A 26,150-nucleotide genomic window follows, 5' to 3' on the forward strand; every position below is an offset into this window, starting at 1 on the left:
TGGTCTCTGGAACTGCCACGGGACCTCTGCTAGCGCATGCACAAACCGAATTTGCTGGAATTTGACATGACCGATGCCATCCGCCCCCTGATCGCCGGCAACTGGAAAATGAACGGCCTGAAGGCCTCGACTGCCGAATTCGACGCCATGCTCAATGGCGCGGCAGAGGTGGCCGGCAAAGCCGACCTGCTGGTTTGCCCGCCGGCGACCCTGATCGCAGCCTTTGCCGAGAAGGCACGCGGCAAGAAGGTCGCGGTGGGGGCCCAGGATTGCCACCCCAAGGCCTCCGGCGCCCATACCGGCGACATCGCCGCTGAAATGCTGGCGGATTCGGGTGCGACCGCGATCATCGTCGGCCATTCCGAGCGCCGTGCCGACCATGGCGAAGGCGATGCCCTGATCCGGCAGAAGGCTGAGGCCGCCTGGCGCGCCGGGGTGACGGCGATCGTCTGCATCGGCGAGACGCAGGGCCAGCGCGACGCCGGCCAGACCCTCGATATCCTGCGCGGCCAGCTCAACGGCTCGCTGCCGGATGGTTCGACCGCCGCCAATCTAGTGGTGGCGTATGAACCGGTCTGGGCAATCGGCACCGGCCTGACCCCGACGTCCCGGGATGTCGAGCAGATTCATGGCTTTATCCGGGAATTCCTGACCTCCAGGTTCAAGGCCGACGGCGCCGGGATGCGGATCCTCTATGGCGGCTCGGTCAAGCCCTCGAACGCGGCCGAGCTGATGGCCGTGAAGAACGTCAATGGCGCGCTAGTCGGCGGGGCCAGCCTGAAGGCGGCCGACTTCCTTGTGATTGCGCAGGGCTGTCCCTAGCTAGCTCCAAACCTTACGACCCGCCCGATCGGGGGTGGCAATGCCCCGGCTGATCGTGTAACACCGCGCAACTTCAGGAAAACCCCGCGAAGCACGATTGGCCGCCGTCTCGGCGCTGTCGGCTTGTGACGGAAGGACACTATGCAGACTGTTGTCATCGTCATTCACCTCATGATCGTCACCGTCATGATCGGCGCCGTCCTGCTCCAGAAGTCGGAAGGCGGGGGCCTCGGCATGGGAGGTGGCGCCGGCTTCATGTCGAGCCGCGGCACCGCGAACCTTCTGACGCGGACCACCGCGATCCTGGCCGTCGGCTTCTTCCTTACCAGCCTGTTCCTGTCCTGGTATGCCGGCTACGACCGCAAGCCGTCGTCGATCATCGGCGCACCGGCTTCGCAGACCCAGCCGGCCGGTGGCGGACCGATCGCGCCGCCGACCTCCGGCGGCATTCTGGATTCGCTGAAGAAGGCCGACGAGCAGCAGCAGGCTCCGGCGCCGAGCGGCCCACAGGTACCGCGTTCGCAATAAAGCAGGGGGGCCATGCAGGGCGGCTTCTACCGTCCTGCATCAACAACCCCCATCAAGGCTCTGTCACCACTCTTAGTTCTGGCTCACCCACAGCCCCGCAAAATGTTTGGGGCGGAATACGAATCGCTTTGGCGAATCGAATTCGAGGGATTAGAGGTTAAGCCCCATGGCGCGGTACATATTCATCACCGGCGGCGTGGTTTCTTCGCTCGGCAAGGGTCTGGCTTCAGCGGCACTCGGTGCCCTGTTGCAAGCCCGGGGCTACAAGGTCCGCCTCCGCAAGCTCGACCCCTATCTCAATCTCGATCCCGGAACGATGTCGCCGTATCAGCACGGCGAAGTGTTCGTGACCGATGACGGCGCGGAGACCGACCTCGATCTCGGTCACTACGAGCGCTTCACCGGGCGGCCTGCGACCAAGGCCGACAACATCACGACCGGGCGCATCTACCAGGACATCATCTCCAAGGAGCGGCGCGGCGATTATCTCGGCGCGACCATCCAGGTCGTTCCGCATGTCACCAACGCCATCAAGGACTTCGTCCTCGACGGCAACGATGATTACGACTTCGTGCTGGTCGAGATCGGCGGCACCGTCGGCGACATCGAGGGGCTGCCGTTCTTCGAGGCGATCCGCCAGCTCAAGAACGAGCTGCCGCGCGATCACGCCATCTACATTCATCTGACGCTGCTGCCTTACATCCCCAGCGCCGGTGAGCTGAAGACAAAACCGACGCAGCACTCCGTCAAGGAGCTGCGCTCGATCGGCATCCAGCCGGACATCCTGCTCTGCCGTACCGATCGCGAGATCCCGAAGGAGGAACGGCGCAAGCTCGGGCTGTTCTGTAACGTGCGCGAGAGCGCCGTCATCGAGGCGCGCGACGCCGACAGCATCTACGCTGTCCCTCAGGCTTACCATGCCGCAGGCCTCGACGACGAAGTGCTTGCCGCCTTCGGCATCGGTTCGCGGATTCCGCCGGAGCTGCGCAGCTGGCAGCAGATCAACGAGCGCATCCGCAATCCCGAAGGCAACGTCACCATCGCCATCGTCGGTAAGTATACCGGCATGAAGGATGCGTATAAGTCGCTGATCGAGGCGCTCTCGCATGGCGGCATCGCCAACAAGGTGAAGGTCAATCTCGACTGGATCGAAAGCGAGATCTTCGAGAAGGAAGATCCCGCGCCGTTCCTCGAACACGTCAACGGCATTCTGGTGCCCGGCGGCTTCGGCCAGCGCGGCGCCGAAGGCAAGATCCGCGCGGCGCAGTTCGCACGCGAGCGCGACGTACCGTATTTCGGCATCTGCTTCGGCATGCAGATGGCGGTGATCGAGGCCGCGCGAAATCTCGTCGGGATCGAGGAGGCCAACTCCACCGAGTTCGGCCCGACCAAGGAGCCCCTGGTCGGCCTGATGACGGAATGGCTGCGCGGCAACGAGCTCGAGAAGCGCACCAACGCCGGCGATCTCGGCGGCACGATGCGCTTGGGTGCCTATCCCGCGGCGCTCAATCGCGGCAGCCGCGTCTCGGAGGTCTATGGCGGCGCGACCGAGATTTCCGAGCGCCACCGCCATCGATACGAGGTCAACACCGCCTACAAGGATCGCCTCGAGCAGCACGGGCTGAAATTCTCGGGCCTGTCGCCCGACGGCGTGCTGCCGGAGATCGTCGAGTACGAGGATCACCCCTGGTTCATCGGCGTCCAGTTCCATCCCGAACTGAAGTCGCGCCCCTTCGAGCCGCATCCGCTGTTCGCGTCGTTCATTCGCGCGGCGATGGTGCAGAGCCGCCTGGTGTAATCGGCTCAGCACGTGGCGGTGCAGTTCACGTGCAAGATGCATCCGCTCCGCCCGGCCGGCATTGACGTAGCAGGCGCAAGCGATCCCGTAACGAGCTTCATCTGCGGCCGACGCGTCAGCTTGTAGACGGCGGCCGGCGGCACGTTCAGCAGGGGGGCAGAGCCATGCGCGGAACGCCACGGGGGGCGGTCGAGCGGGCCTCAAGACACCGTCAGGGCCAGCCGTTATAACCGCCGGACCTGTTCAGGGAGTAAACAAGAATGATCTACGAAATGCGCATCTATCGCTGCGTGCCCGGCCGTTTGCCGGCGCTGCTGAAGCGGTTCGAGACGGCGACGCTGAAGATCTGGGAAAAGCACGGCATTCGCCAAGCCGGTTTCTTCACCACGCTGATCGGCGAATCCAACCAGGAGTTGACCTACTTCCTGGCCTGGGAGTCGCTCGCCGAGCGCGAGAAGAAGTGGGCCGGCTTCATGAGCGATCCAGACTGGATGAAAGCGCGCGCCGAGAGCGAGGCGGACGGCCAGATCGTCGGCAACATCGTCAGCCAGATCATGGCGCCGACCGCCTTCTCGGCGGTGAAGTAGAGGCGGCCGGCGCGAGGGCGTCGCGGGGAGCCTGGCGCAACCCTGATATTCTGGGAGCCCAGGCCGAATGGGGTTGATCCGCCCTTCATCGCGGCTATGGTCGCGCCGAAGCGAGGGATTTGCCTTGAGCTCTTCGACGTCAGCGGCGCCGGTCGTCACTATTGGCAAGGTCAAATTCGGCAACGATCTGCCGATCTCGATCATTGCCGGACCGTGTCAGCTCGAAAGCCGCCAGCATGCGCTGGAGGTCGCCTCGGCGCTGAAGGAGATCGCCGCGCGGCTGCAGATCGGCCTCGTCTACAAGACCTCGTTCGACAAGGCCAATCGCACCAGCGCGTCGGCCGCGCGTGGGCTCGGGCTTGCCCAGTCGCTGCCGATCTTCGCCGAAATCCGATCGTCGCTCGGCCTGCCGGTTCTGACCGACGTGCATGACGCCGCGCAATGCGCCGAGGTGGCGCAGGCGGTGGACATCCTGCAGATCCCCGCCTTCCTGTGTCGCCAGACCGATCTGCTGCTGGCGGCCGCCGCAACCGGCAAGGTCGTCAACGTCAAGAAGGGTCAGTTTCTCGCGCCCTGGGACATGGCCAATGTCGTGTCCAAGATCACGAGCGCGAACAATCCCAATGTGCTCGTGACCGAACGCGGCGCGTCCTTCGGCTACAACACCCTAGTCTCCGACATGCGCGCCTTGCCGATCCTGGCGCGCACCACCGGCGCACCCGTGATCTTCGACGCCACTCACTCGGTGCAGCAGCCGGGCGGGAAGGGGACGTCTTCCGGAGGCGAGCGCGAATTCGTGCCGGTGCTCGCACGCGCAGCCGTCGCTGTCGGTGTTGCCGGTGTCTTCATCGAGACTCATCCCGACCCCGATAGCGCGCCGTCCGACGGACCCAACATGGTGCCGCTGCGCGACTTCGAAGGGCTGATCCGAAGGCTGATGGCGTTCGACGCGCTCGCCAAAGATTCGACCAAAGCCGACCCGCGCTGATGCAGCAAGGCGAGGCGCGGCCGCACGATCACGGCCTGCCGGCCGCGCTCTACGTCATCTCCGGTGCAAGCTTTGCCGCGGCGCTCTCCGCGCGCGCGCTCGATCCGGTGCTGCCGCACGTCGCCGAGGACTTTGGCGTCAGCATCGCGACCGCTGCCGGCTTTGCCGCGGTGTTCGCCTTCACCTTCTCCATCATCCAGCCGATCGTCGGCGCCGCCGCCGATCTGTTCGGCAAGACGCGGCTGATGATCGGCTGCCTCGCGCTGCTCGGCCTTGCCAACATCCTGGGGGCGCTCTCGAGCTCGTTCTCGGTTCTGTTCGCGACCCGTATCCTCGCCGGCATCGGCTCCGGCGGCGTGTTTCCCGTGGCGCTCAGCCTGACCAGCGATCTCGTCGGTCCGGAGAAACGCCAGGTCGCGATCAGCCGCACGCTTGCCGGCGCGATGACGGGCAATCTGCTCGGCGCCTCGGCCTCCGGCCTGATCGGCGATTTCCTCGGCTGGCGCGGCGTGCTGGCAGTGCTCGGCGGGCTCGTGATCGTTGCGTCGATCGCAGTCGCCGCCGGTTTTCGTGGCGCCAAGGTCAAGCATCCGCCGAAGACGAGCCTGTCGGCGCTGAAGGCCGGCTATCGCACCATCTTCACCAACCCGAACGCTTATGTCTGTTATTCGGCGGTGTTCATCGAAGGCTGCTGCGTGCTCGGCCTGTTTCCCTACATCGCATCGTTCCTGTTCGAGCTCGGTCAGACCTCGCTCTCGATCGCCGGTTTCGTCATCGCGGGCTTTGCAGTCGGCGGCTTGTTCTACACGCTGACGGTGTCGCGCCTGCTGCCATGGCTGGGCATGAAGGGAATGATGATCGCGGGCATGACGCTGGTGGCCTCGCAACTCGTTCTCGTCGGCTTCGGCCCGCGCTGGGAAGTGCAGGCGCTCAATCTTGTCGTGATGGGATGGGGCTTCTATATCGCCCATGGCTGCCTGCAGATGTTTGCCAGCGAGCTCTCGGTCGAGGCACGCGCGACCGCGCTATCGCTGCATTCGTTCTTCTTCTTCATGGGGCAGACGGTCGGGCCGCTCGCCTATGGCCTTGGCCTGCAGCATGGCGGCAAGGTGCCGACGCTGCTCGTGAGCGCCGCGATCATGGTGGTATTGGGCTTTGTCTGCGCGCGCCTGCTGAAACAGCGCGCGCCGTCCGACGCGCGCTGAGGCTATTCGGTCCCTGAAGGGGATCGGCCCCACCACGACACCGTCGGTCCCGTATACATGGCACACGAATTGCTTCGATTTTGGGCAAATCGAGGTGTGAGATCGTGGACGCCCAGACCAGCCGCTCGCCCAGCGCAGCCAGCGTGACCCGATCGACGGGATATCCCACCAAGCCCCCGCTCCGGCGCTTCCTGACCGCTTGTTACGAAGAATTCCAGGCCGACAATTCGGGCGAGCTTGCCGACTATATTCCCGAGCTGAAGCGCGCCAACCCCGACCATTTCGGCATCGCGCTCGTCACCATCGACGGCCATATCTACGAGGTCGGCGACAGTGCGGTGCCGTTCACGATCCAATCGGTCTCGAAGGCCTTCGTGTTCGCACTGGCGCTGGAGATGGTCGGCGAAGAGCGGGTCGCAGCCACCATCGGCGTCGAGCCGAGCGGCGAAGCTTTCAATTCGATCCGGCTTACCAACGACAACCGTCCTTTCAACCCGATGGTCAATGCCGGCGCCATCGCCTGTTCGGGCCTGATCTACGAGGTGGACGGGAAGGGCGCCTTCGAGCGCGTCCGCTCGAAGCTCAGCCAGTTCGCCGGCCGCGAGCTCGGTGTCGACGACGCCGTGCATGTCTCTGAGACCGCGACCGGCAACCGCAACCGGGCCATTGCCTGGCTGTTGCGCAATTACGCCGTGCTGCCAGACGACGTCGACGCCGTGCTCGACGTCTATTTCCGTCAATGCGCGATCCTGGTCACTGCGCGCGATCTGGCGGTGATGGCGGCAACGCTCGCCAATCGCGGCATCAATCCGGTGACGGGCGTGCAGGTGATCACGCCGCACATCGTCGCGCGCACGTTGTCGGTGATGACGAGCTCGGGCATGTACGATTATGCTGGCGAGTGGACCTACCGGGTCGGCATCCCCGCCAAGAGCGGCGTCGGCGGCGGTATCGTCGCGGCGCTACCCTCGCAACTCGGGCTCGGCACTTTCTCGCCGCTGCTGGATAACCACTTCAACAGCGCGCGCGGCCTGAAAGTGTGCGAAGCGCTGTCGGCGCGGTTCGACCTGCACATGCTCAACCGCAATGCCGACGTCCGCACCAGCATCATGGCGGATTACGACGTCTACGGCATCTCCTCGCGCCGCAGCCGCCCGCCGCGCGAGCAGCAGATTCTCGACGAGCGCCACAGCGACATCCGCGTGCTCGAGCTGGTCGGCGCCATGAATTTCGGCACCATCGACTATGTCACGCGACGGCTCACCAGCGAGCCGCCGAATGCGCCGCTCCTGATCATCGATTTTCGTCGCGTCCCCGATATCACCGCAGCGGGCGCTGAGCTTCTGGGCGAGACGCTGGCGGCGCTCGGCAATGCCGGCATCATCACGATCCTGTCGGGCTTCGAAGAGACCTCGGCCGTGTGGACGGCGATCTCGGCGCGCACGTCCGAGCCGCGCCGGTTACGGCGTTTTGCACTCCTGGACGATGCGATCGAATGGGCCGAGGATCAGGTGATCTACCGCTTCGGCGGCTTCACCGACGTGAAAGAGAGCGCGCATCTCGGCGAGCAGGCACTGCTGGCCGAGCTCGATGCCGACGAGATCGCCGCCATCGTCAAGCTGTCGACCACGCGGCACTACGCGGCCGGCCAGCGCATCATCGCCGCCGGCGAGCCCGCCAATTCGCTGTTCTTCCTTCAGAGCGGCATGGTCAGTGTAAAGCTGCGCAGCGGCGTGCGGCTGGCTTCACTCGGCCCCGGCATGGCTTTCGGTGAGATGGCGATCCTGGAGGGAAGCCGCAGCGCCGACGTCTTCGCCGACACGCCGGTGGCCTGCCTCGAATTGCCGCTCGGCAGCTTTGCCGATTATCGTCGCGTGCATCCCGAGACCTCGCTCAAAATCATGCGCAATCTCGCTGCCATCTTGGCGCGGCGTCTGGTGCTGGCGAATACGAAGGTCGATCTGCTGAGCGCGTACTAGATGCGAGAGGGTTTTAGTTCGCTCCACCGGCCGCGATCGGCTCCATGCCGCTCGCGATGATCGCGTCGCGGGCTGCCGGGGAGGCAAGGAACTTGATCAAGGCCCGGCCGGCCTCGGGCTCTTTGGAAACGCTTGCGATGCCGGCTGAGAAGATCGTGATCTGCTGCAATTCGTTCGGCAGCGGCCCGACGATATCGATGCCCTTCACGGGCTTCAGCTCGCTGATCTGCTGAAAGCCGAGCTCGGCATCGCCGTGGGCGACGATCTCGCCGACCGGCGTGGCCGGAATCTTGCGGGCCTTGTCCTTCATGACATCGGCAATGCCGAGCTTTCCAAACATTTCGGTCGAGACATAGACGCCGCTGGCGCTGTCGGAATAGGCGATCGTCTTCGCCGCGAGCAACGCGCGCTTGACCGCTTCCACCGAGCTGATGTCCGGCTTCGGCGCGCCCGATTTCACGGCGACCCCGATCGGCGATCTCGTCAGGTCGACCTGGCTGCCGGCAACGACCTTGCCCTTGCTGGCGAGATCGGTGAGGGCGTAGCCCACCATGATCAGGACATCGGCCGCCTCGCCGCGCTCCAGCCGGACCGGGATAGCGTTGGTCGTGGTCCCCATCGAGGGCCCATATTCCGTCAGCACCTTGTTGCCGGTGGCCTTCTCAAACTCCGGCACGAGCACCTTGTAGGCAGCCGTCAGGCCGCCCGAGATCATCACCCGGACTTCGGCAGCCTCGGCCGCGCCGGTCAGCCACAGCATGCCCAGAAGGCCCAATCCAAGATTTCGGAATGTTGCTGCAGTCGATTCCATCGGCGTTCGGTCCAACTAGCCCCGCCCGCGATAGGGTGCGACGCCCTGTTCGGGCACCCACAGGCCCTTCGGCGCGCGGCCGGTCTGCCAGAACACGTCGATCGGGATGCCGCCGCGCGGATACCAGTAGCCGCCGATGCGCAGGAACTTCGGCTTGATCTCGCTCGCGATGCGCTTGCCGATCATCACGGTGCAGTCCTCGTGGAAGGCGCCGTGATTGCGGAAGCTCGCGATGTAGAGTTTGAGCGACTTCGACTCCAGCAGCCATTGGCCGGGGGCGTAGTCGATCATCAGATGCGCGAAATCCGGCTGTCCCGTGACCGGGCAGAGCGAGGTGAATTCCGGCACGGTGAAGCGCACCAGATAATCGGTGCCTCCTTGCGGATTCGGCACGCGGTCGAGCTTTGCTTTCTCGGGCGCATCCGGCCATTCCACCGCGCGGCCAAGCTGCAGGGCAGGTGAATCCGAGCTTGAGTTCTTCGATTTGCTTGGCTTTTTCGACATCAGGCCGCCTCCTTGGCGCCCTCTTAGCCAATCATCGTGCGGCCGTCACCCGGCCTTTTCCGCTTCGATGCATTGCGGTAGAAGCACCCCAACTGACTGCTTAGTCCCCCGAAAAGAGGCCCTCATGACCGCCATCATCGACATCATCGGACGCGAAATCCTGGATAGCCGGGGCAATCCCACCGTCGAGGTCGACGTCGTGCTGGAAGATGGTGCGCTCGGCCGTGCTGCCGTGCCGTCCGGCGCTTCCACCGGCGCCCACGAGGCGGTGGAACTGCGCGACGGTGACAAAGCCCGTTATCTCGGCAAAGGCGTCACCAAGGCGGTCGGCGCCGTCAACGGCGAGATCTTCGAGGCCCTGAGCGGCCTCGATGTCGAGCAGCAGGCCCAGCTCGACCAGATCATGATCGACCTCGACGGCACCGCGAACAAGAGCCGGCTGGGCGCCAACGCCATCCTCGGCGTCTCGCTCGCCTGCGCCAAGGCGGCCGCGAACTCGCTCGACATGCCGCTCTACCGTTACGTCGGCGGCACCTCGGCGCGTCTCTTGCCGGTGCCGATGATGAACATCATCAATGGCGGCATGCATGCCGACAACCCCATCGACTTCCAGGAGTTCATGATCCTGCCCGTCGGTGCGTCGTCGTTCGCCGAGGGCCTGCGCTACGGCGCCGAGGTCTTCCATACCCTGAAGTCGGAGCTGAAGAAGGCCGGCCACAACACCAATGTCGGCGACGAGGGCGGCTTTGCCCCGAACCTGCCATCGGCGGACGCCGCGCTCGAATTCGTCATGAACGCGATCGGCAAGGCCGGCTACAAGGCGGGCTCCGACATCGTGATGGGCCTCGACTGCGCCTCGACCGAGTTCTTCAAGGACGGCAAGTATGTTTACGAAGGCGAGGGCAAGACCCGCTCGATTTCCGAGCAGGCCAAGTACCTTGCTGACCTCGTCGCGCGCTATCCGATCGTGACCATCGAGGACGGCATGTCGGAAGACGACATGGACGGCTGGAAGGAGTTGACCGACCTCGTCGGCAAGAAGTGCCAACTCGTCGGCGACGATCTCTTCGTCACCAACGTCAAGCGGCTCGCCGAAGGCATCAAGGCCGGACGGGCCAACTCGATCCTGATCAAGGTCAACCAGATCGGCACGCTGACCGAGACGCTCGCCGCCGTCGAGATGGCGCACAAGGCCGGCTACACCTCGGTGATGTCGCACCGCTCCGGCGAGACCGAGGATTCCACCATCGCCGACCTCGCGGTCGCCACCAATTGCGGACAGATCAAGACCGGCTCCCTTGCACGCTCCGATCGCACCGCCAAATACAACCAGCTCCTGCGCATCGAGCAGCAGCTCGGCAAGCAGGCGCTCTACGGCGGCAAGGCGGCACTGAAGGCGCTGGCATAAGCCAGCTCTCGGACAAAAACAGGGGAGGATCGACATGAGCGACGGCAAAAACGGCCTGCAATTGCGTTCGCTGATCAAGAAGAGCGGCGAGCTCGAGATCTCGCTGCTCGACGTGCCGACCCCCGAACCCGCCGCGGACGAGGTCGTCGTTCGCGTCGAGGCCGCTCCGATCAATCCGTCCGACCTCGGGCTCCTGATCGGCGCGGCCGATATGAGCACTGCGAAGGCTTCCGGCGACAAGGGCGCTCCCATCATCACCGCGAAGGTGCCGGAAGGCGCGATGCGGGCGATGGCAGGCCGGCTCGACGAGTCCATGCCGGTCGGTAACGAAGGCGCGGGAGTCGTGATCAGGACCGGCTCCTCGGATGCCGCGAAGGCGCTGATGGGCAAGACCGTCGCCATGATTGGCGGCGCGATGTATACGCAGTATCGCACGCTGAAAGTGCGCGAGTGCCTGCCGCTGCCGGAAGGCACCACGCCGGCCGAAGGCGCTTCCTGCTTCGTCAATCCGCTGACTGCGCTCGGCATGACCGAGACCATGCGGCGCGAGGGTCACAAGGCGTTGGTGCACACTGCGGCCGCCTCCAATCTCGGCCAGATGCTGAACAAGATCTGCATCAAGGACGGCATCCCGCTGGTCAACATCGTGCGCAGCAAGGAACAGGCCGACATCCTGCACAAGATCGGCGCCAAATACGTCGTCGATTCCACCGCACCGAGCTTCCTGGGCGATCTCACCAACGCGCTGGTCGAGACCGGCGCCACCATCGCCTTCGACGCCATCGGCGGCGGCAAGCTCGCCGGCGACATCCTCAACTGCATGGAAGTCGCGATCAACAAGACCGCGAAGGAATACAGCCGCTACGGCTCCAACGTGCACAAGCAGGTCTATGTCTATGGCGCGCTTGACGTCCGCCCGATCGAGCTGCCGCGCGGCTTCGGCATGGCCTGGGGCGTCGGTGGCTGGCTGCTGTTTCCGTTCCTGATGAAGATCGGGCAGGCGGACGGGGCCAGGCTGCGCCAGCGCGTGGTCGACGAACTGAAGACCACGTTTGCCAGCCACTACACCAAGGTGGTGTCGCTTTCCGAGGCGCTCGATCCCGCCAATATCGCGGTCTATGCGAAACGCGCCACCGGCGAAAAATTCCTCATCAACCCAAATAAATAATCGTGATGTGCGACGGCACGTCACCCAAAGAAGGTCTTGCCTTCTGAGCGGAGCCGGGGATTATTCCGCCGCCATTTGCACGCGGGAAAACCGCGGGGCGCTCAGAAGGGGACCTCATGACCGATCTTAATCGCCGCCATTTGCTTGCAGGCGCCGCCGCCTTCGGTGCGGCTGCCGTGACCGGCTTTGGGCCGACCGCCGCCAATGCCTCGGTGCCGCAAGCCGGCACACAGGCGCCTGGCTTCTACCGCTACAAGGTCGGCAGCTACGAGTGCACCTCGATCAATGACGGTGCGCGCACGTTCCCGATGCCGGACAAGTTCGTCGTCAACGCGCCGAAGGAGGAAGCGCTGGCCGCGGGCGAGGCGGCCTACATGCCGAAGGGCATGGTCACGGTGCCGTTCAACCCGCAGCTCATCAACACCGGCTCCAAGCTCGTGCTGATCGATACCGGCAACGGTGTCGCCAATCTCGAGCCCAGCAAGGGTGCGGTCGGCCGCACGCTGCAGAACCTCCAGGCCGCCGGCGTCGACCCCAAGAGCATCGACGTCGTGCTGCTCTCGCATCTGCATCCCGACCACACCAACGGCATTCGTCTCGCCGACGGCGCGCTTGCCTTCCCCAATGCGGAGATCATGGTGCCCGGCAAGGACTGGGAGTTCTGGACCAGCGAGGACAACGCCGCCAAGGCCGAGTCGAACGGGATGATGAAGAACTACTTCGCCAACGTGAAGAAGACCTTTGCTGGCCTCGAATCCAAGGTCACGAAGTACGAGTGGGGCAAGGAGGTCGCGCCGGGCATCACGTCGATCGCGACGCCCGGCCACACCCCCGGGCACACCTCGTTCGCGGTCGCCTCTGGCGATGCCAAGGTGCTGATCCAGTCCGACGTCACCAACATCCCGGAGTTCTTCCTGCGCAATCCGGACTGGCATGTGGAGTTCGACACCGATGCTGCGCTGGCGCAGGAGACCCGCCACAAATTCTACGACATGGCGGCGGCCGAGAAGGCGACCGTGATCGGCTTCCACTTCACCTTCCCCTCGGTCGGCCATGTCGAGAAGGACGGCGCCAAATATCGCCTGATCCCGTCGGCATGGAATCCGACGATCTGAGCCGATTTGCAGATTTGTACCAAGGAATCAGGCCGCCACTTGGCGGCCTGATTGTTGGGGCGACCGTTCAGAAACGCAGCGTTTCCAAATCCGACCGGTCCATGCACTTGCATCCATCACTCGGGATCGCTTAAGTGCCGACCCGGCACTCCCGCTGAAGATTTCGAGGACACTCCATGGCCTACAATATCGTCACGATCGCCGGCAGCCTGCGCAAGGACAGCTTTTCGCTGAAGATCGCCAATGCGCTCGCCAAGCTCGCGCCGGCCTCGCTCAAGCTCGAGGTCGTCACGCCGGCCGGCATCTCGTTCTTCAACCAGGACCTCGAGGGCGCGCCGCCGGCCGACTGGTTGTCCTTCCGCGAAAAACTCCAGCAGTCAGACGGCGTCATCTTCGTCACGCCGGAATACAATCGCGCGATCCCGGGCGTGCTGAAGAACGCCATCGACGTCGCCTCGCGGCCCTATGGGAAGAGCTCGTTCAACGGCAAGCCGGTCGGCATCATCGCGAACTCGCCGGGCCCGCTCGGCGGCGTCAGCGCCGCCAAGACGCTGCAGAACATCCTGCCGGGGATTTCCGGCCCGATTATGCAGCAGCCCGAGGCCTATCTGAACGGGGTGGGCGATGCCTTCGATGCCGACGGCAATCTGACCAAGGAGTCCCTGAAGCCCGTACTCCAGGCCTATATCGACGCGTTTGCGGTGCACGTGGCGAAGCATCACGGCTGAGGCTAAATCGCCCGCAGCCGCAGCTTACGGCCCTCATCCTTGAGGAGAACGCGAAGCGTTCGTCTCGAAGGATGGCTCCGGGAAATTGTCGGGCCTTCATGGTTCTCGCGGCGATGCGAAGCATCGTCCGCGGGACGGCGCTTTGCGGCTCCTCACCATGAGGGTCCGCTAGCGTCGCGCGCGGGGGCCCAGCCGCCCGAAATTAGCACGCCCTTAACCAACCTGTCCCATCTTCCCAGGATGGTCTCCCGCGCCCGCCTGAAATCGATCCTGACCGGTCTTGCCCTCTATGCGATGGCGGCCGCCATCGTCGGCTATTTCGGCGTCAACGCCTATACCGGCAAATACGGCCTCAACGCCCGTCAGGAGCTCGACCAGGAGATCGTGGCGCTGACCAGCGAGCTGGCACAGCTCAAGCGCGAGCGCGCCAGGAGCGAGCAGCGCGTTTCGTTGCTGCGCTCCGCGAAGATCGACCCCGACATGCTGGACGAGCGGGCGCGTTTCCAGCTCGACTACGTCAATCCGCGCGATCTCGTCCGGACGATCCCGGCGAACTGACAGTTCTTCCTTGAAGGCCTGGAACCGGACTGCCGTCTTGACGGCAGCGCCGCAACCGGCTCATGGCTTGCAGCGCCATGGCCTGGGTTGACGCAGATCAACCGGGCCGTGCCGCCACGCTCTAAACTGCCACCCGGAGGAAACAGTGATGAATGGGCAATCCCCCCGGCATCACGCGGCTCGTGTCGAGGCCGCCATTACGTCAGGCCAGGCGGCGCGCTCGTCGCTTGTGGCCTCGTGGCGCCGTTCGTCCAGATTGCATCGTCTTGATCCCGCAGGCCGTAGCTCGCCGAACCGGCTGAGCGAAGCCGAGCTGCACCGGGCGCGCGAGCGCGTCGCGCCGCTGCTCGCCGCTGCGCGAGGTGCGATGGACCGGCTTTACCAGGCGGTCGGCGCCAGCGGCTGTTGCGTGCTGCTCGCCGACGGCGAGGGCGTGCCGGTCGATCGCCGCGGTACCCCGGCGGACGACGCGACATTTCAGTCCTGGGGACTCTGGACCGGCGCGCTCTGGAGCGAGGAGCATGAGGGCACCAATGGCATCGGCACCTGCCTCGTCGAGCAACGTCCGCTGACGATCGACCGCGACCAGCATTTCTTCACCCGCAACACGCTTCTGAGCTGCACCGCCGTTCCGATCTACGACCATGAGGCTGCGTTCGCGGGCGTGCTCGACGTCTCCTCCTGCCGCGCCGACCGTACCGACGTGTTTTCCAGTCTGATCGCGCTCGCGGCCGGCGAGGCGGCCAAGCGTATCGAGGCCGATCTGTTTCGCAGGGCCTTCGCCCATGCCCGGATCGTGCTGGCGCAAGGTGCGGACGGCCAGTGCGGCGGCCTCGTTGCGGTCGATGCGGACGATCTCGTGATCGGCGCGACCCGGTCCGCCCGAGCGGGACTCGGGATTGCGCCCGGCCGGGCGTTGCAGCCGATGCCCGCCGCCGATCTCCTTGGCGGCGACACCGCGCGCGACCATCTTGCCGGCGGTCAGCGCGCAGTGTTGCAGCGGGCGCTCCTGCGCGCGGGCGGCAATGTCTCGGCGGCCGCCAAGGCCCTCGGCGTCAGCCGCGCTACGCTGCACAGGAAGCTCAAGCGGTTCGAGCTGAACGCGCATTGAGCTGCTGGTAGATCCTCATGGTGAGGAGACCGCGAAGCGGTCCTCTCGAACCACAAGAGGCCCTGCTGTCATCCCCAGCCATCCTTTCGAGACCCGCGCAAGAGCGCGCTCCTCAGGATGAGGTCAGTATGTGCGGCGGCACGACGTGCAGCCTCGTCACCTGTCGCAGAACTGCGACAGGTCGGCTCAGTGATCGCTCCTATCAGGGCTGACAGAAGTCGCCTCCCGCGACATCGTTGGCGCAAGTCGCGACCACGCGACGAATTGCGCAAACAGCAAACATCGGGAGTGATCAATGAACAAGGTAGAATTCCTCAGCGTCACCAAAATTCCCTTCGCCGAACGCTACGACAATTTCATCGGCGGCAAATTCGTCGCGCCGATCTCCGGCAAGTATTTTGACAACGCCTCGCCGGTGACAGGCCAGATCGTCTGCAAGATCGCGCGCTCCGATGCGCAGGACGTCGAGGCAGCGCTCGACGCAGCGCATGCCGCGAAGGCCGCCTGGGGCCGCACCAGCGTCGCCGAGCGCGCCGCGATGCTGAACCGGATCGCCGACCGCATGGAAGACAATCTCGAGCGTCTCGCCATCGCCGAGACCTGGGACAACGGCAAGCCGATCCGCGAGACCCGGGCAGCGGACATCCCGCTCGCCATCGACCACTTCCGCTATTTTGCCGGCGCCATCCGCGCCCAGGAAGGCTCGATCGGCGAGATCGATCACGACACCGTCGCCTATCATTTCCACGAACCGCTCGGCGTGGTCGGCCAGATCATCCCTTGGAACTTCCCGCTGCTGATGGCCTGCTGGAAGCTCGCGCCCGCGCTCGCCGCCGGCAATTGCGTCGTGCTCAAGCCGGCCGAGCAGACCCCGGCCTCGATCATGGTTTGGGCCGAGATCATCGGCGACATTCTGCCGCCCGGTGTCCTCAACATCGTCAACGGCTTTGGGCTGGAAGCCGGCAAGCCGCTCGCGTCCAGCCCGCGCATTGCCAAGATCGCCTTCACCGGCGAGACCACGACGGGCCGGCTGATCATGCAATATGCCAGCCAGAACCTCATTCCCGTCACGCTCGAGCTCGGCGGCAAGTCGCCCAACATCTTCTTCAGCGACGTCACCGCCGAAGACGACGACTTCTTCGACAAGGCGATTGAAGGTTTCGTCATGTTCGCGCTGAACCAGGGCGAGGTCTGCACCTGTCCGAGCCGGGCGCTGGTCCACGCCGACATCTACGACCGCTTCATGGAGCGGGCGCTGAAGCGCGTCGCCGCGATCAAGCAGGGCGACCCGCGCGCGGCCGACACCATGATCGGTGCGCAGGCCTCGGGCGAGCAGCTCGCAAAAATCCTCTCCTACATCGATATCGGCAGACAGGAGGGAGCAAAGGTGCTGGCCGGCGGCGGACGCGCCGAGCTCGGCGGCGATCTCGCCGGCGGCTTCTACGTCCAGCCGACCGTGTTCGAGGGCCACAACAAGATGCGCGTCTTCCAGGAGGAGATCTTCGGCCCCGTGGTTTCGGTCACGACCTTCAAGAGCGACGAAGAGGCGCTCGAGATCGCCAACGACACGCTCTACGGCTTGGGGGCCGGCGTCTGGAGCCGCGACGCCAACCGCTGCTATCGCTTCGGCCGGGCGATCCAGGCTGGCCGGGTCTGGACCAACTGCTACCATGCCTATCCCGCGCATGCGGCCTTCGGCGGCTACAAGCAGTCGGGTGTCGGGCGCGAGACCCACAAGATGATGCTCGATCACTACCAGCAGACCAAGAATCTGCTGGTGAGCTACAGCCCGAAGAAGCTCGGCTTCTTCTGATCGGGCGGCCGGGCGGAGAGGGCGGCGCTGGTCTGCGCCGCCCGTTCCAAATGTCGGGACTGCGTTGGCTCAACGTTGCTTGATGCGGCCACGAATCTGCGTGTGCGGCGGCCGTGTCGATTTGTTGCCCGATCCGCGTCAAAGATTTTGCAATATTACGACCACGTTGCAGTGCGGCATAATGAAAGTCGTGCCATGCCGCCGCGGTGCTTTCCAAGGGCGTTTGACTTGGGTTAGAGAGGGCTGAAGTTTTCTCTGACCCGGAATTCCCATGGCCGCACCCAAGAAAGCCGCCGCAAGCACTGCACAGGACAAGACCGACGGCGGTTCGCCCCCGGAATTCACCAAGGAGCAGGAGCTCAAGGCGCTCCGCGACATGCTCCTGATCCGGCGGTTCGAGGAGAAGGCCGGCCAGCTCTACGGCATGGGCGCGATCGGCGGCTTCTGTCACCTTTATATCGGCCAGGAGGCCGTGGTGGTCGGGATGCAGATGGCCCTGAAGCCGGGCGATCAGGTCATCACCGGCTATCGCGATCACGGCCATATGCTCGCCACCGGCATGGAGGCCAACGGCGTCATGGCCGAGCTCACGGGCCGTCGTGGCGGCTATTCCAAGGGCAAGGGCGGCTCCATGCACATGTTCAGCAAGGAGAAGCACTTTTACGGCGGCCACGGCATCGTCGGCGCCCAGGTCTCGCTCGGCACCGGGCTCGCTTTCGCCAATCACTATCGCGACAACGACAATGTCAGCGTTACCTATTTCGGCGACGGCGCGGCCAACCAGGGCCAGGTCTATGAGAGCTTCAACATGGCGGAGCTCTGGAAGCTGCCGGTGATCTACGTCATCGAGAACAACCGCTACGCCATGGGCACTTCGGTCTCGCGCGCCTCGGCGCAGCAGGATTTCTCCAAGCGCGGCGCCTCCTTCAACATTCCCGGCCAGCAGGTCGACGGCATGGACGTCCGTGCCGTCAAGGCGGCCGGCGACGAGGCGGCGGCATGGTGTCGCGCCGGCAAGGGCCCCTTCATCCTGGAGATGCAGACCTATCGTTATCGCGGCCACTCGATGTCCGATCCCGCAAAGTACAGAACGCGCGAGGAGGTCGAAAAAGTCCGCCACGACCAGGATCCGATCGAGCAGGTGCGCAACCGCCTGTTGGCCGCCAAGGTCAGCGAGCAGGATCTGAAGGCGATCGACGCCGAGGTGCGCGACATCGTCAACGCGTCCGCCGATTTCGCCCAGCATGATCCCGAGCCGGATGCCGCCGAGCTCTGGACCGATATTTACCGCTGAACGCGCGCAAGCTTTCTTTTGGAGTCGATATGCCAATTCAAGTGCTGATGCCCGCGTTGTCGCCCACGATGGAGAAGGGCAACCTCTCCAAATGGCTGAAAAAAGAGGGTGAGACGATCAAGTCCGGCGACGTCATCGCCGAGATCGAGACCGACAAGGCGACCATGGAGGTCGAGGCGACCGATGAAGGGACGCTTGGCAAGATCCTGATCCCCGAGGGCACCGCCGACGTTGCCGTGAACACGCCGATCGCGACGATTCTGGCCGATGGCGAGAGTGCCGCCGATCTCGCCAAGGCGCCGGCGCCTGCCCAGCAGCAGAAGGCCGCCGAGTCTGCAGCCCCTGCCGCCGCGAAAACCGAGGCTCCAGCTCCCAAGGCTGCGCCGGCGCCGCAGGCCGTCGCAGAGCCCGACCCGGAAGTGCCTGCCGGCACCGAGATGGTGACGCAGACTATCCGCGAAGCCCTGCGCGATGCCATGGCCGAAGAGATGCGCCGCGACGCCGATGTCTTCGTGATGGGCGAAGAGGTCGCCGAATACCAAGGCGCCTACAAGGTGACGCAAGGGCTGCTTCAGGAATTCGGCGCCAAGCGCGTCATCGACACGCCGATCACGGAGCACGGCTTTGCCGGCATCGGGGTCGGCGCCGCGATGAGCGGGTTGAAGCCGATCGTCGAGTTCATGACCTTCAACTTTGCCATGCAGGCAATCGACCAGATCATCAACTCCGCGGCCAAGACGCTTTATATGTCCGGCGGCCAGATGGGCTGCTCGATCGTGTTCCGCGGGCCCAACGGCGCCGCTTCCCGCGTGGCCGCCCAGCACAGCCAGGATTATTCGTCCTGGTATTCGAACGTCCCGGGCCTCAAGGTCGTCGCGCCGTTCTCGGCCGCTGATTACAAAGGCCTGCTCAAGGCTGCGATCCGCGATCCCAATCCGGTGATCTTCCTCGAGAACGAAATGCTCTACGGCCACACTGGCGAGGTGCCGAAGCTCGACGATTTCGTGATTCCGATCGGCAAGGCGCGCATCGTGCGCTCCGGCAGCCATGTCACGATCATTTCGTGGTCGAACGGCATGAGCTACGCGCTGAAGGCCGCCGACGAACTCGCCAAGGACGGCATCGAGGCCGAAGTGATCGACCTGCGCACGCTGCGTCCGATGGACACCGAGACCATCGTCAACTCCGTCAAGAAGACGGGACGTGCCGTCACGGTGGAAGAGGGCTGGGCCCAGAGCGGTGTCGGCGCCGAGATCGCCGCGCGGATCATGGAGAACGCCTTCGACTATCTGGATGCGCCGGTCGCCCGGGTCTCAGGCAAGGACGTGCCGATGCCCTATGCCGCGAACCTGGAAAAGCTCGCGCTGCCTTCGGCGGCAGAAGTGGTCGAGGCCGCCAAAGCCGTCTGCTACAGGTAGACCATGGCGGGTCCGAAGGAGCAGCCATTACCACCCGATGTCCTCGTCCGCGATGATGCGGTCGAGATCCTGCGCGTGTTCGTGCTGGACGGCGGGCTGTCGATGGCGTTCCAGCGGGCTTTCGACGAACCGGACATGTGGGGCCTGCTGCTCGTCGATCTTGCCCGTCACGCCGCACGCGCCTATGCGCGCGAGAGCGAATACACCGAGGAGGACGCGCTGAACCGGATCATCGAGATGTTCCAGGCCGAGATCGAGCGTCCCACCGACACCGGCACCACGACGCCGCGCGGGAAGGGGCACTGACCGTGGCGATCGAATCCTATCATTTCGATTTCATGCTGGAGGCGATCCGTGAGGCGGAAGCCTCGATCGCGCAAGGCGGCCTGCCGATCGGTGCGGTGCTGACGCGCGACAACCAGATCATCGCTCGCGGGCACAACAACCGGGTGCAGGAGAACAACGTGATCCTGCACGGCGAGATGAGCTGCCTGCGCGAGGCTGGCGCGATTACATTCCACGACACCGTCATGTACACCACGCTGTCGCCGTGCTCGATGTGCGCCGGCGCGCTCGCTCTGTTCAAGGTCCAACTGGTGGTCATCGGGGAATCCGTCACCTTCCCGGGCTCCAAGGACATCCTCGACAAGTTCGGCATCCCCTGGATCGATCTTGCGGACGACCGCTCCATCACCATGATGAAGAACTGGCGTTCCAATCCTGCCAATGAGCGCCTGTGGCAGGGCGACATCGGCAACTAAACCTGGTCTGTTCGTCCTCGCTCCCGGGGCCGACGTTTTGAGAAGTTCTTCGTGAGGTCAGCATGCCCATCAACATCCTGATGCCCGCTCTTTCGCCGACGATGGAGAAGGGCAACCTCGCCAAGTGGCTGAAGAAGGAAGGCGACAAGGTCAAATCCGGCGACGTCATCGCCGAGATCGAGACCGACAAGGCGACCATGGAGGTCGAGGCCATCGACGAGGGCACGATTGCCAGGATCCTTGTGCCCGAGGGCACTCAGGACGTCCCGGTCAATGACGTGATCGCGGTGCTGGCCGGCGAGGGCGAGGACGTGAAGGCGGCCAGCGCCGCCAAGCCCAGCGCTTCGGCCGCGCCTCCGAAAGCTGCTGAAGCTCCTGCTGCTGCACCGGCTTCAGCGCCTGCTGCGCCCAAGGCCGCGCCGGCGCCCGCCGTCGCACCAGCGCCGCAAGCTGCCGCAGCACCGGCCGCGCAGAGCAACGGCCATGCCGGCCGCGTGTTCTCCTCGCCGCTGGCGCGACGTCTTGCCAAGGAGTCCGGCATCGATGTGTCGATGGTAACAGGCACCGGCCCACACGGCCGTGTGGTGGCACGCGACATCGAGCAGGCCAAGTCCGGCAAAGGCCTCAAGGCACCCGCAGCGACGCCGTCAGGCGCGCCCTCGACCGCGCCGACCATGTCGGACAAGCAGATCCTGTCGCTGTTCGAGCCGGGCTCTTACGAAGTCGTCCCGCATGACGGCATGCGCCGCACCATTGCCCAACGTTTGACCGCGTCGATCCAGAACGTCCCGCACTTCTACCTCACCATCGACTGCGACATCGGCAAGCTGCTTGCCGCGCGCGAGGAGATCAATACGGCTGCTCCCAAGGACAAGGAGAAGAAGCCGCTCTACAAGATCTCCGTCAACGACTTCGTCATCAAGGCGATGGCGGTGGCGCTGCAGAAGATCCCGAATTGCAATGTGAGCTGGACCGAATCCGGCATGGTCAAGCACCACCATTCCGACGTCGGCGTCGCGGTGGCGATGCCCGGCGGCCTGATCACGCCGATCATCCGCAAGGCCGAGACCAAGACGCTGTCGACCATCTCCAGCGAGATGAAGGATTTTGCGACACGCGCCCGCTCGCGCAAGCTGAAGCCCGAAGAGTACCAGGGCGGCACGACGGCTGTCTCGAACCTTGGCATGTTCGGCATCAGCCACTTCACCGCCGTGATCAATCCGCCGCATGCGACCATCCTCGCGGTCGGCACCAGCGAGGAGCGGCCTGTGGTCCGCGGCGGCAAGATCGAGATCGCCAACATGATGAGCGTGACCCTGTCCTGCGATCACCGCGCCATCGACGGCGCGCTCGGCGCCGAGCTGATCGGTGCCTTCAAGCAGCTGATCGAAAACCCCGTCATGATGATGGTCTGACGCGCGGTAGAGGGGGCAACGTTGTATGTCCGTACCCGTTGGCCATGGATGTCGCTGCTGCTTGGAACAGTCGTCGCGCTCAACCCGATTGGGCTCGATTTTCTTTACTCCGCGTTCTTTGCCGGCGAACAATTGGCACGGAACATCGCCCAGCCGATCGTGCTGATTGCCTTGGCCGTGATGGCTTTGGTGACGACGCTCGAATGGCTGGTGAGGTCTTTTCTGATCAAGCGCCGCGCCCGCGGCGCCTCTTGAGTTGAACGGGAGCCGCCATGGCCGATACATCCTTCGACATCATCATCATCGGCTCCGGTCCCGGTGGCTACGTCACAGCGATCCGCGCCGCCCAGCTCGGCTTCAAGGTCGCGATCGTCGAGAAATCCTATCTCGGCGGCATCTGCCTGAACTGGGGCTGCATCCCGACCAAGGCGCTGCTGCGCTCCGCCGAGATCTACCACTACATGCAGCACGCCAAGGACTATGGCCTGTCGGCGGACAACGTCTCGTTTGATCCGAAGGCGGTGGTGCAGCGCTCGCGCGGCGTCTCGAAGCGGCTCAACGACGGCGTCGGCTTCCTGATGAAGAAGAACAAGGTCAGCGTGATCTGGGGCGCAGCCTCGATCGACGCGCCTGGCAAGGTCACGGTGAAGAAGTCCGACGCCGAAGGGCCCAAGGGTGCGCTCGGCGAGGGCGCTTATCAGGCCAAGCACATCATCGTCGCGACTGGCGCGCGACCGCGGGTGCTGCCGGGCCTCGAACCCGACAAGAAGCTGATCTGGACCTACTTCGAAGCGATGGTCCCGGAACGGATGCCGAAATCGCTGCTGGTGATGGGCTCGGGCGCGATCGGGATCGAGTTCGCATCTTTCTTCAAGACGATGGGCTCCGATGTCACGGTGGTCGAGGTGCTGCCGCAGATCCTGCCGGTCGAGGACGCCGAGATTGCCGGTCTTGCCCGCAAGCGCCTCGAGAAGCAGGGCATCAAGATCCTCACCAACACGGGCGTGACGAAGCTCGAGAAGAAGAGCGACAGCGTGGTCGCGACGCTCGACGACGGCAAGGCGAAGCAGACCGCCGAGTTCGAGCGCGTGATCTCGGCGGTTGGCGTCGTCGGCAACATCGAGAATCTCGGTCTCGAAAAGCTCGGCGTCAAAACCGACCGCGGCTGCATCGTGATCGACGGCTACGGCAAGACCAACATTCCCGGCATCTACGCCATCGGCGACGTCGCGGGTCCCCCGATGCTGGCCCACAAGGCCGAGCATGAGGGCGTGATCTGCGTCGAGGCCATCAAGGGTCTGCATCCGCACCCCATGGACAAGCTGATGATCCCCGGCTGCACCTATTGCAACCCGCAGGTCGCCTCGGTCGGTCTGACCGAAGCCAAGGCCAAGGAGAGCGGCCGCGAGATCCGCGTCGGCCGCTTCCCCTTCGTCGGCAACGGCAAGGCGATCGCGCTCGGCGAGGACCAGGGCATGGTCAAGGTGATCTTCGACAAGAAGACCGGCCAGCTGCTCGGCGCCCACATGGTGGGAGCTGAGGTGACCGAGCTGATCCAGGGCTACGTCGTCGCGATGAACCTGGAGACGACAGAAGAAGAGCTGATGCACACCGTGTTCCCGCATCCGACCCTGTCGGAAATGATGAAGGAAGCCGTGCTGGATGCGTATGGAAGGGTGCTGAATATCTGATTGCCGCCGTCATTGCGAGCGCAGTGAAGCAATCCAGAGTCTTTCCGCAGCGGCAGTCTGGATTGCTTCGCTACGCTCGCAATGACGAGCAGTAGACCTGTAAAACAAGAAGGAAACCACCCCATGCACGACAACGACAACCTCACCATCGAACGCCCGACCTTCGTCACCCATCTCGAATGCGCGATGGAGGGCGATCACTACGCGGCCGATCAGGTCCACAACCTCTCCAAGGCCGGCAAGCCCCTTTTGGTCCGCTACGACCTCGCCGGCGTGAAGAAGGTGCTGACCAAGGATGCGCTCGCCCAACGCCCCGCCGACATGTGGCGTTACCGCGAGCTGCTTCCCGTGCGCAAATGCAAGGACATCGTCTCGCTCGGCGAGGTCACGACGCCGCTGATCCGGCTGCCGAAGCTTGGTGCCAAACTCGGCGGCGGCGAGATCATCGTCAAGGACGAGGGGCGCCTGCCGACCGGCTCGTTCAAGGCGCGTGGCCTCGTGATGGCGGTGTCGATGGGCAAGGCGCTCGGCATCAAGCACATGGCGATGCCGACCAACGGCAATGCCGGCGCGGCGCTCGCGGCCTACGCGACTTCCTGCGGCATCAAGACCACGATCTTCTGCCCGGCCGATACGCCGGAGGTGAACGTCAGCGAGATCGAGCTGCAGGGCGCGACCGTCTACCGCGTCAACGGCTATATCGACGATTGCGGCAAGATCGTCGGCGAGGGCAAGGCGAAAGTCGGCTGGTTCGATACCTCGACCTTGAAGGAGCCGTATCGCATCGAAGGCAAGAAGACGATGGGGCTCGAACTCGCCGAGCAGCTCGGCTGGGACGTGCCCGACGTGATCTTCTATCCGACCGGCGGCGGCACCGGCCTGATCGGGATGTGGAAGGCCTTCGACGAGCTCGAGAAGATCGGCTTCATCGGCAGCAAGCGCCCGCGCATGGTTGCGGTGCAGGCCTCGGGCTGCGCGCCGATGGTGCGTGCGTACGAAGCCGGTACCGAGCATGCGACACGCTGGGAGGACGCCCACACCATCGCGTCAGGCATCCGCGTGCCGCAGGCGATCGGCGACTTCCTCATCCTGCGCGCGGTGCGCGAGAGCAAGGGCTTTGCCATTGCGGTCGACGACGACAAGATCTCTGCCGCGCTGAACGAGGTCGCGCGCGAGGAGGGGCTGCTACTTTGCCCCGAAGGCGCTGCAACCTACGCTGCCTACAAGGACAGCCTCGCCGACGGCCGCGTCAGCAAGTCCGATCGCGTCATGCTGTTCAACTGCGCCACCGGCCTGAAATACCCGTTGCCGAAGGTCGACCGCACGCTCGATCGCCACAAGCCGATCGACTATTCGCAGTTCTAGCGCGTCAATTCGCCTCTTCACGAACGATCCCTCTTCCCGTACGCGGGAAGAGACAAAAACAACAATGACATTGCTGGGGAGAAGACAATGAAAGCCGCCTGGGCTGCGCTGTTTGCTATTCTCACTGTTGCGGGCGCCGCGCGCGCCGACGACTATCCCTCGCGTCCGATCACCATCATCGTGCCCTTTGCCGCCGGCGGGCCGTCGGATGCGATGGCCCGCGTGCTTGCCGAGCGGATGCGCACGGCGCTCGGCCAGCCGCTGGTGATCGAGAACGTCACTGGCGCAGGCGGCTCGATCGGCGTCGGCCGTGCCCTGCATTCGGCCCCCGACGGCTACACGATCTCGTTCGGCCATCTCGGCACCCACGTCGCCAACGGCGCCGTCTACAAGCTCAATTACGACCTGGTCGCGGACCTGGAGCCGGTGGTGCTGCTGCCGAGCAATCCGATGATCGTCGTCAGCAAGAACGCGGTGCCCGCGACCTCGCTGAAGGAGCTGCTGGACTGGCTGAAATCGCGGCCGTCGCCGCCGACCGCCGGCACCGCCGGCGCGGGTTCCGGCAGCCACATCGCCGGGGTCTATTTCGAGAGCGTCAGCGGCATCAAGCTGCAATACGTGCCGTATCGCGGCACCGCGCCCGCCCTGAACGATCTCATCGCCGGCCAGATCGACGTCATCGTCGACCAGACATCGAACTCCATCAACCAGGTCCGCGCCGGTACCATTCGCGCCTACGCCATCACCGATGACAAGCGCCTCGCGTCGGCGCCCGACATCCCAACGGCGGAGGAGGCGGGCCTGAAGGGGTTCAACATGACGCTCTGGTCCGGCATGTGGGTGCCGAAGGGCACGCCGAAGGCGATCGTCGCCAAACTCAATGCCGCGGCCGTGGAAGCACTGAACGATCCCGGCGTGAAGAAGCAGCTGGAAAGCCAGGGGCTGGAGATGACACCCCAGGATCAGCTCACGCCCGAGGCCCTCGGCACCCGACAGAAGGCTGAGATCGCGAAGTGGTGGCCGATGATCAAGGCGGCGAACATCAAGGTGGATTGAGCGCCGTGTCGCAGGGCTCGGCGCCGG

At 64.5% G+C, this 26,150-nt stretch carries 25 protein-coding genes; 23 read left to right on the plus strand and 2 right to left on the minus strand.

Annotated features, from left to right (window positions below):
* The first annotated feature begins 66 nt into the window (after positions 1 to 66).
* The 7 genes from tpiA (at position 67) to glsA (ending at position 7,907) form a co-directional block, all read left to right on the plus strand.
* On the plus strand, positions 67 to 822 hold the full coding sequence (gene tpiA, locus AC0L3P_RS02855; RefSeq protein WP_354059115.1) for a triose-phosphate isomerase: 756 nt from the start codon (positions 67 to 69) through the stop codon (positions 820 to 822).
* A gap of 141 nt (positions 823 to 963) precedes the next feature.
* On the plus strand, positions 964 to 1,350 hold the full coding sequence (gene secG, locus AC0L3P_RS02860) for a preprotein translocase subunit SecG (protein WP_007590603.1): 387 nt from the start codon (positions 964 to 966) through the stop codon (positions 1,348 to 1,350).
* A gap of 166 nt (positions 1,351 to 1,516) precedes the next feature.
* Positions 1,517 to 3,148: a CTP synthase gene (locus AC0L3P_RS02865; RefSeq protein ID WP_007590604.1), complete on the plus strand. Its 1,632-nt coding sequence runs from the start codon at positions 1,517 to 1,519 to the stop codon at positions 3,146 to 3,148.
* Positions 3,149 to 3,408: 260 nt separating this feature from the next.
* Entirely contained in the window at positions 3,409 to 3,735 is a 327-nt protein-coding gene (locus AC0L3P_RS02870) for an NIPSNAP family protein (protein WP_473300929.1), read from the plus strand.
* A gap of 124 nt (positions 3,736 to 3,859) precedes the next feature.
* The gene (gene kdsA / locus AC0L3P_RS02875) at positions 3,860 to 4,723 is read left to right on the plus strand and encodes a 3-deoxy-8-phosphooctulonate synthase (RefSeq protein ID WP_275171238.1); all 864 of its coding nucleotides are present in this window, start codon (positions 3,860 to 3,862) and stop codon (positions 4,721 to 4,723) included.
* Positions 4,723 to 5,928: an MFS transporter gene (locus AC0L3P_RS02880; protein WP_354059120.1), complete on the plus strand. Its 1,206-nt coding sequence runs from the start codon at positions 4,723 to 4,725 to the stop codon at positions 5,926 to 5,928. The genes kdsA and AC0L3P_RS02880 overlap by 1 nt, the downstream gene beginning before the upstream one ends.
* A 104-nt stretch (positions 5,929 to 6,032) precedes the next feature.
* Positions 6,033 to 7,907: a glutaminase A gene (glsA, locus tag AC0L3P_RS02885; RefSeq protein ID WP_473300930.1), complete on the plus strand. Its 1,875-nt coding sequence runs from the start codon at positions 6,033 to 6,035 to the stop codon at positions 7,905 to 7,907.
* Between the two features lie 13 nt (positions 7,908 to 7,920).
* Here the strand turns inward: glsA and AC0L3P_RS02890 are convergent, their stop codons facing one another.
* Together AC0L3P_RS02890 and queF are read right to left on the minus strand one after the other, a co-directional pair.
* On the minus strand, positions 7,921 to 8,718 hold the full coding sequence (locus AC0L3P_RS02890; protein WP_354059124.1) for a substrate-binding domain-containing protein: 798 nt from the start codon (positions 8,716 to 8,718) through the stop codon (positions 7,921 to 7,923).
* 15 nt (positions 8,719 to 8,733) lie between these two features.
* Positions 8,734 to 9,222, minus strand: a complete 489-nt coding sequence (queF, locus tag AC0L3P_RS02895; protein ID WP_275171235.1) for a preQ(1) synthase — start codon at positions 9,220 to 9,222, stop codon at positions 8,734 to 8,736.
* 124 nt (positions 9,223 to 9,346) lie between these two features.
* Between queF and eno the strand changes: the two genes are divergently transcribed.
* From eno to AC0L3P_RS02975, 16 genes are all read left to right on the plus strand, one after another.
* A complete protein-coding gene (gene eno, locus AC0L3P_RS02900; RefSeq protein WP_354059128.1) occupies positions 9,347 to 10,630 on the plus strand; it encodes a phosphopyruvate hydratase in 1,284 nt (427 codons plus the stop codon).
* 34 nt (positions 10,631 to 10,664) lie between these two features.
* Positions 10,665 to 11,798, plus strand: coding sequence for a zinc-binding dehydrogenase (locus AC0L3P_RS02905; protein WP_354059130.1), 1,134 nt, complete (start codon positions 10,665 to 10,667; stop codon positions 11,796 to 11,798).
* A 116-nt stretch (positions 11,799 to 11,914) separates the two neighbouring features.
* Positions 11,915 to 12,913: an MBL fold metallo-hydrolase gene (locus AC0L3P_RS02910; protein WP_473300931.1), complete on the plus strand. Its 999-nt coding sequence runs from the start codon at positions 11,915 to 11,917 to the stop codon at positions 12,911 to 12,913.
* Between the two features lie 176 nt (positions 12,914 to 13,089).
* Positions 13,090 to 13,641 (plus strand): NADPH-dependent FMN reductase, encoded by a 552-nt coding sequence (locus AC0L3P_RS02915; protein ID WP_354209823.1) that lies wholly within the window; start codon positions 13,090 to 13,092, stop codon positions 13,639 to 13,641.
* Positions 13,642 to 13,881: 240 nt separating this feature from the next.
* On the plus strand, positions 13,882 to 14,199 hold the full coding sequence (locus AC0L3P_RS02920) for an FtsB family cell division protein (RefSeq protein WP_007590617.1): 318 nt from the start codon (positions 13,882 to 13,884) through the stop codon (positions 14,197 to 14,199).
* Between the two features lie 148 nt (positions 14,200 to 14,347).
* Positions 14,348 to 15,310: a helix-turn-helix domain-containing protein gene (locus tag AC0L3P_RS02925; RefSeq protein WP_473300932.1), complete on the plus strand. Its 963-nt coding sequence runs from the start codon at positions 14,348 to 14,350 to the stop codon at positions 15,308 to 15,310.
* A 295-nt stretch (positions 15,311 to 15,605) separates the two neighbouring features.
* On the plus strand, positions 15,606 to 17,123 hold the full coding sequence (gene adh, locus AC0L3P_RS02930) for an aldehyde dehydrogenase (RefSeq protein ID WP_275171230.1): 1,518 nt from the start codon (positions 15,606 to 15,608) through the stop codon (positions 17,121 to 17,123).
* A 271-nt stretch (positions 17,124 to 17,394) separates the two neighbouring features.
* Positions 17,395 to 18,417 carry a pyruvate dehydrogenase (acetyl-transferring) E1 component subunit alpha gene (pdhA, locus tag AC0L3P_RS02935; RefSeq protein ID WP_473300933.1) on the plus strand — a complete coding sequence of 341 codons (1,023 nt, stop codon included), beginning with the start codon at positions 17,395 to 17,397 and terminating at the stop codon, positions 18,415 to 18,417.
* Positions 18,418 to 18,446: 29 nt separating this feature from the next.
* Positions 18,447 to 19,835: a pyruvate dehydrogenase complex E1 component subunit beta gene (locus tag AC0L3P_RS02940; RefSeq protein WP_275171228.1), complete on the plus strand. Its 1,389-nt coding sequence runs from the start codon at positions 18,447 to 18,449 to the stop codon at positions 19,833 to 19,835.
* Between the two features lie 3 nt (positions 19,836 to 19,838).
* On the plus strand, positions 19,839 to 20,141 hold the full coding sequence (locus AC0L3P_RS02945) for a DUF5076 domain-containing protein (protein WP_007590623.1): 303 nt from the start codon (positions 19,839 to 19,841) through the stop codon (positions 20,139 to 20,141).
* 2 nt (positions 20,142 to 20,143) lie between these two features.
* Complete coding sequence (locus tag AC0L3P_RS02950) at positions 20,144 to 20,596, plus strand: nucleoside deaminase (RefSeq protein ID WP_473300934.1); 453 nt, start codon at positions 20,144 to 20,146, stop codon at positions 20,594 to 20,596.
* Positions 20,597 to 20,658: 62 nt separating this feature from the next.
* A complete protein-coding gene (locus AC0L3P_RS02955) occupies positions 20,659 to 22,011 on the plus strand; it encodes a pyruvate dehydrogenase complex dihydrolipoamide acetyltransferase (protein ID WP_473300935.1) in 1,353 nt (450 codons plus the stop codon).
* Positions 22,012 to 22,059: 48 nt separating this feature from the next.
* The gene (locus tag AC0L3P_RS02960; RefSeq protein ID WP_275171225.1) at positions 22,060 to 22,266 is read left to right on the plus strand and encodes a hypothetical protein; all 207 of its coding nucleotides are present in this window, start codon (positions 22,060 to 22,062) and stop codon (positions 22,264 to 22,266) included.
* A gap of 17 nt (positions 22,267 to 22,283) precedes the next feature.
* Positions 22,284 to 23,702, plus strand: a complete 1,419-nt coding sequence (lpdA, locus tag AC0L3P_RS02965) for a dihydrolipoyl dehydrogenase (RefSeq protein WP_473300936.1) — start codon at positions 22,284 to 22,286, stop codon at positions 23,700 to 23,702.
* Between the two features lie 123 nt (positions 23,703 to 23,825).
* Positions 23,826 to 25,067, plus strand: a complete 1,242-nt coding sequence (locus tag AC0L3P_RS02970) for a threonine synthase (protein ID WP_354209816.1) — start codon at positions 23,826 to 23,828, stop codon at positions 25,065 to 25,067.
* 87 nt (positions 25,068 to 25,154) lie between these two features.
* Positions 25,155 to 26,123 carry a tripartite tricarboxylate transporter substrate binding protein BugD gene (locus tag AC0L3P_RS02975; RefSeq protein ID WP_473300937.1) on the plus strand — a complete coding sequence of 323 codons (969 nt, stop codon included), beginning with the start codon at positions 25,155 to 25,157 and terminating at the stop codon, positions 26,121 to 26,123.
* The last annotated feature ends 27 nt before the right edge of the window (positions 26,124 to 26,150 follow it).

The sequence above is a fragment of the Bradyrhizobium sp. WSM4874 genome, assembly GCF_055811835.1.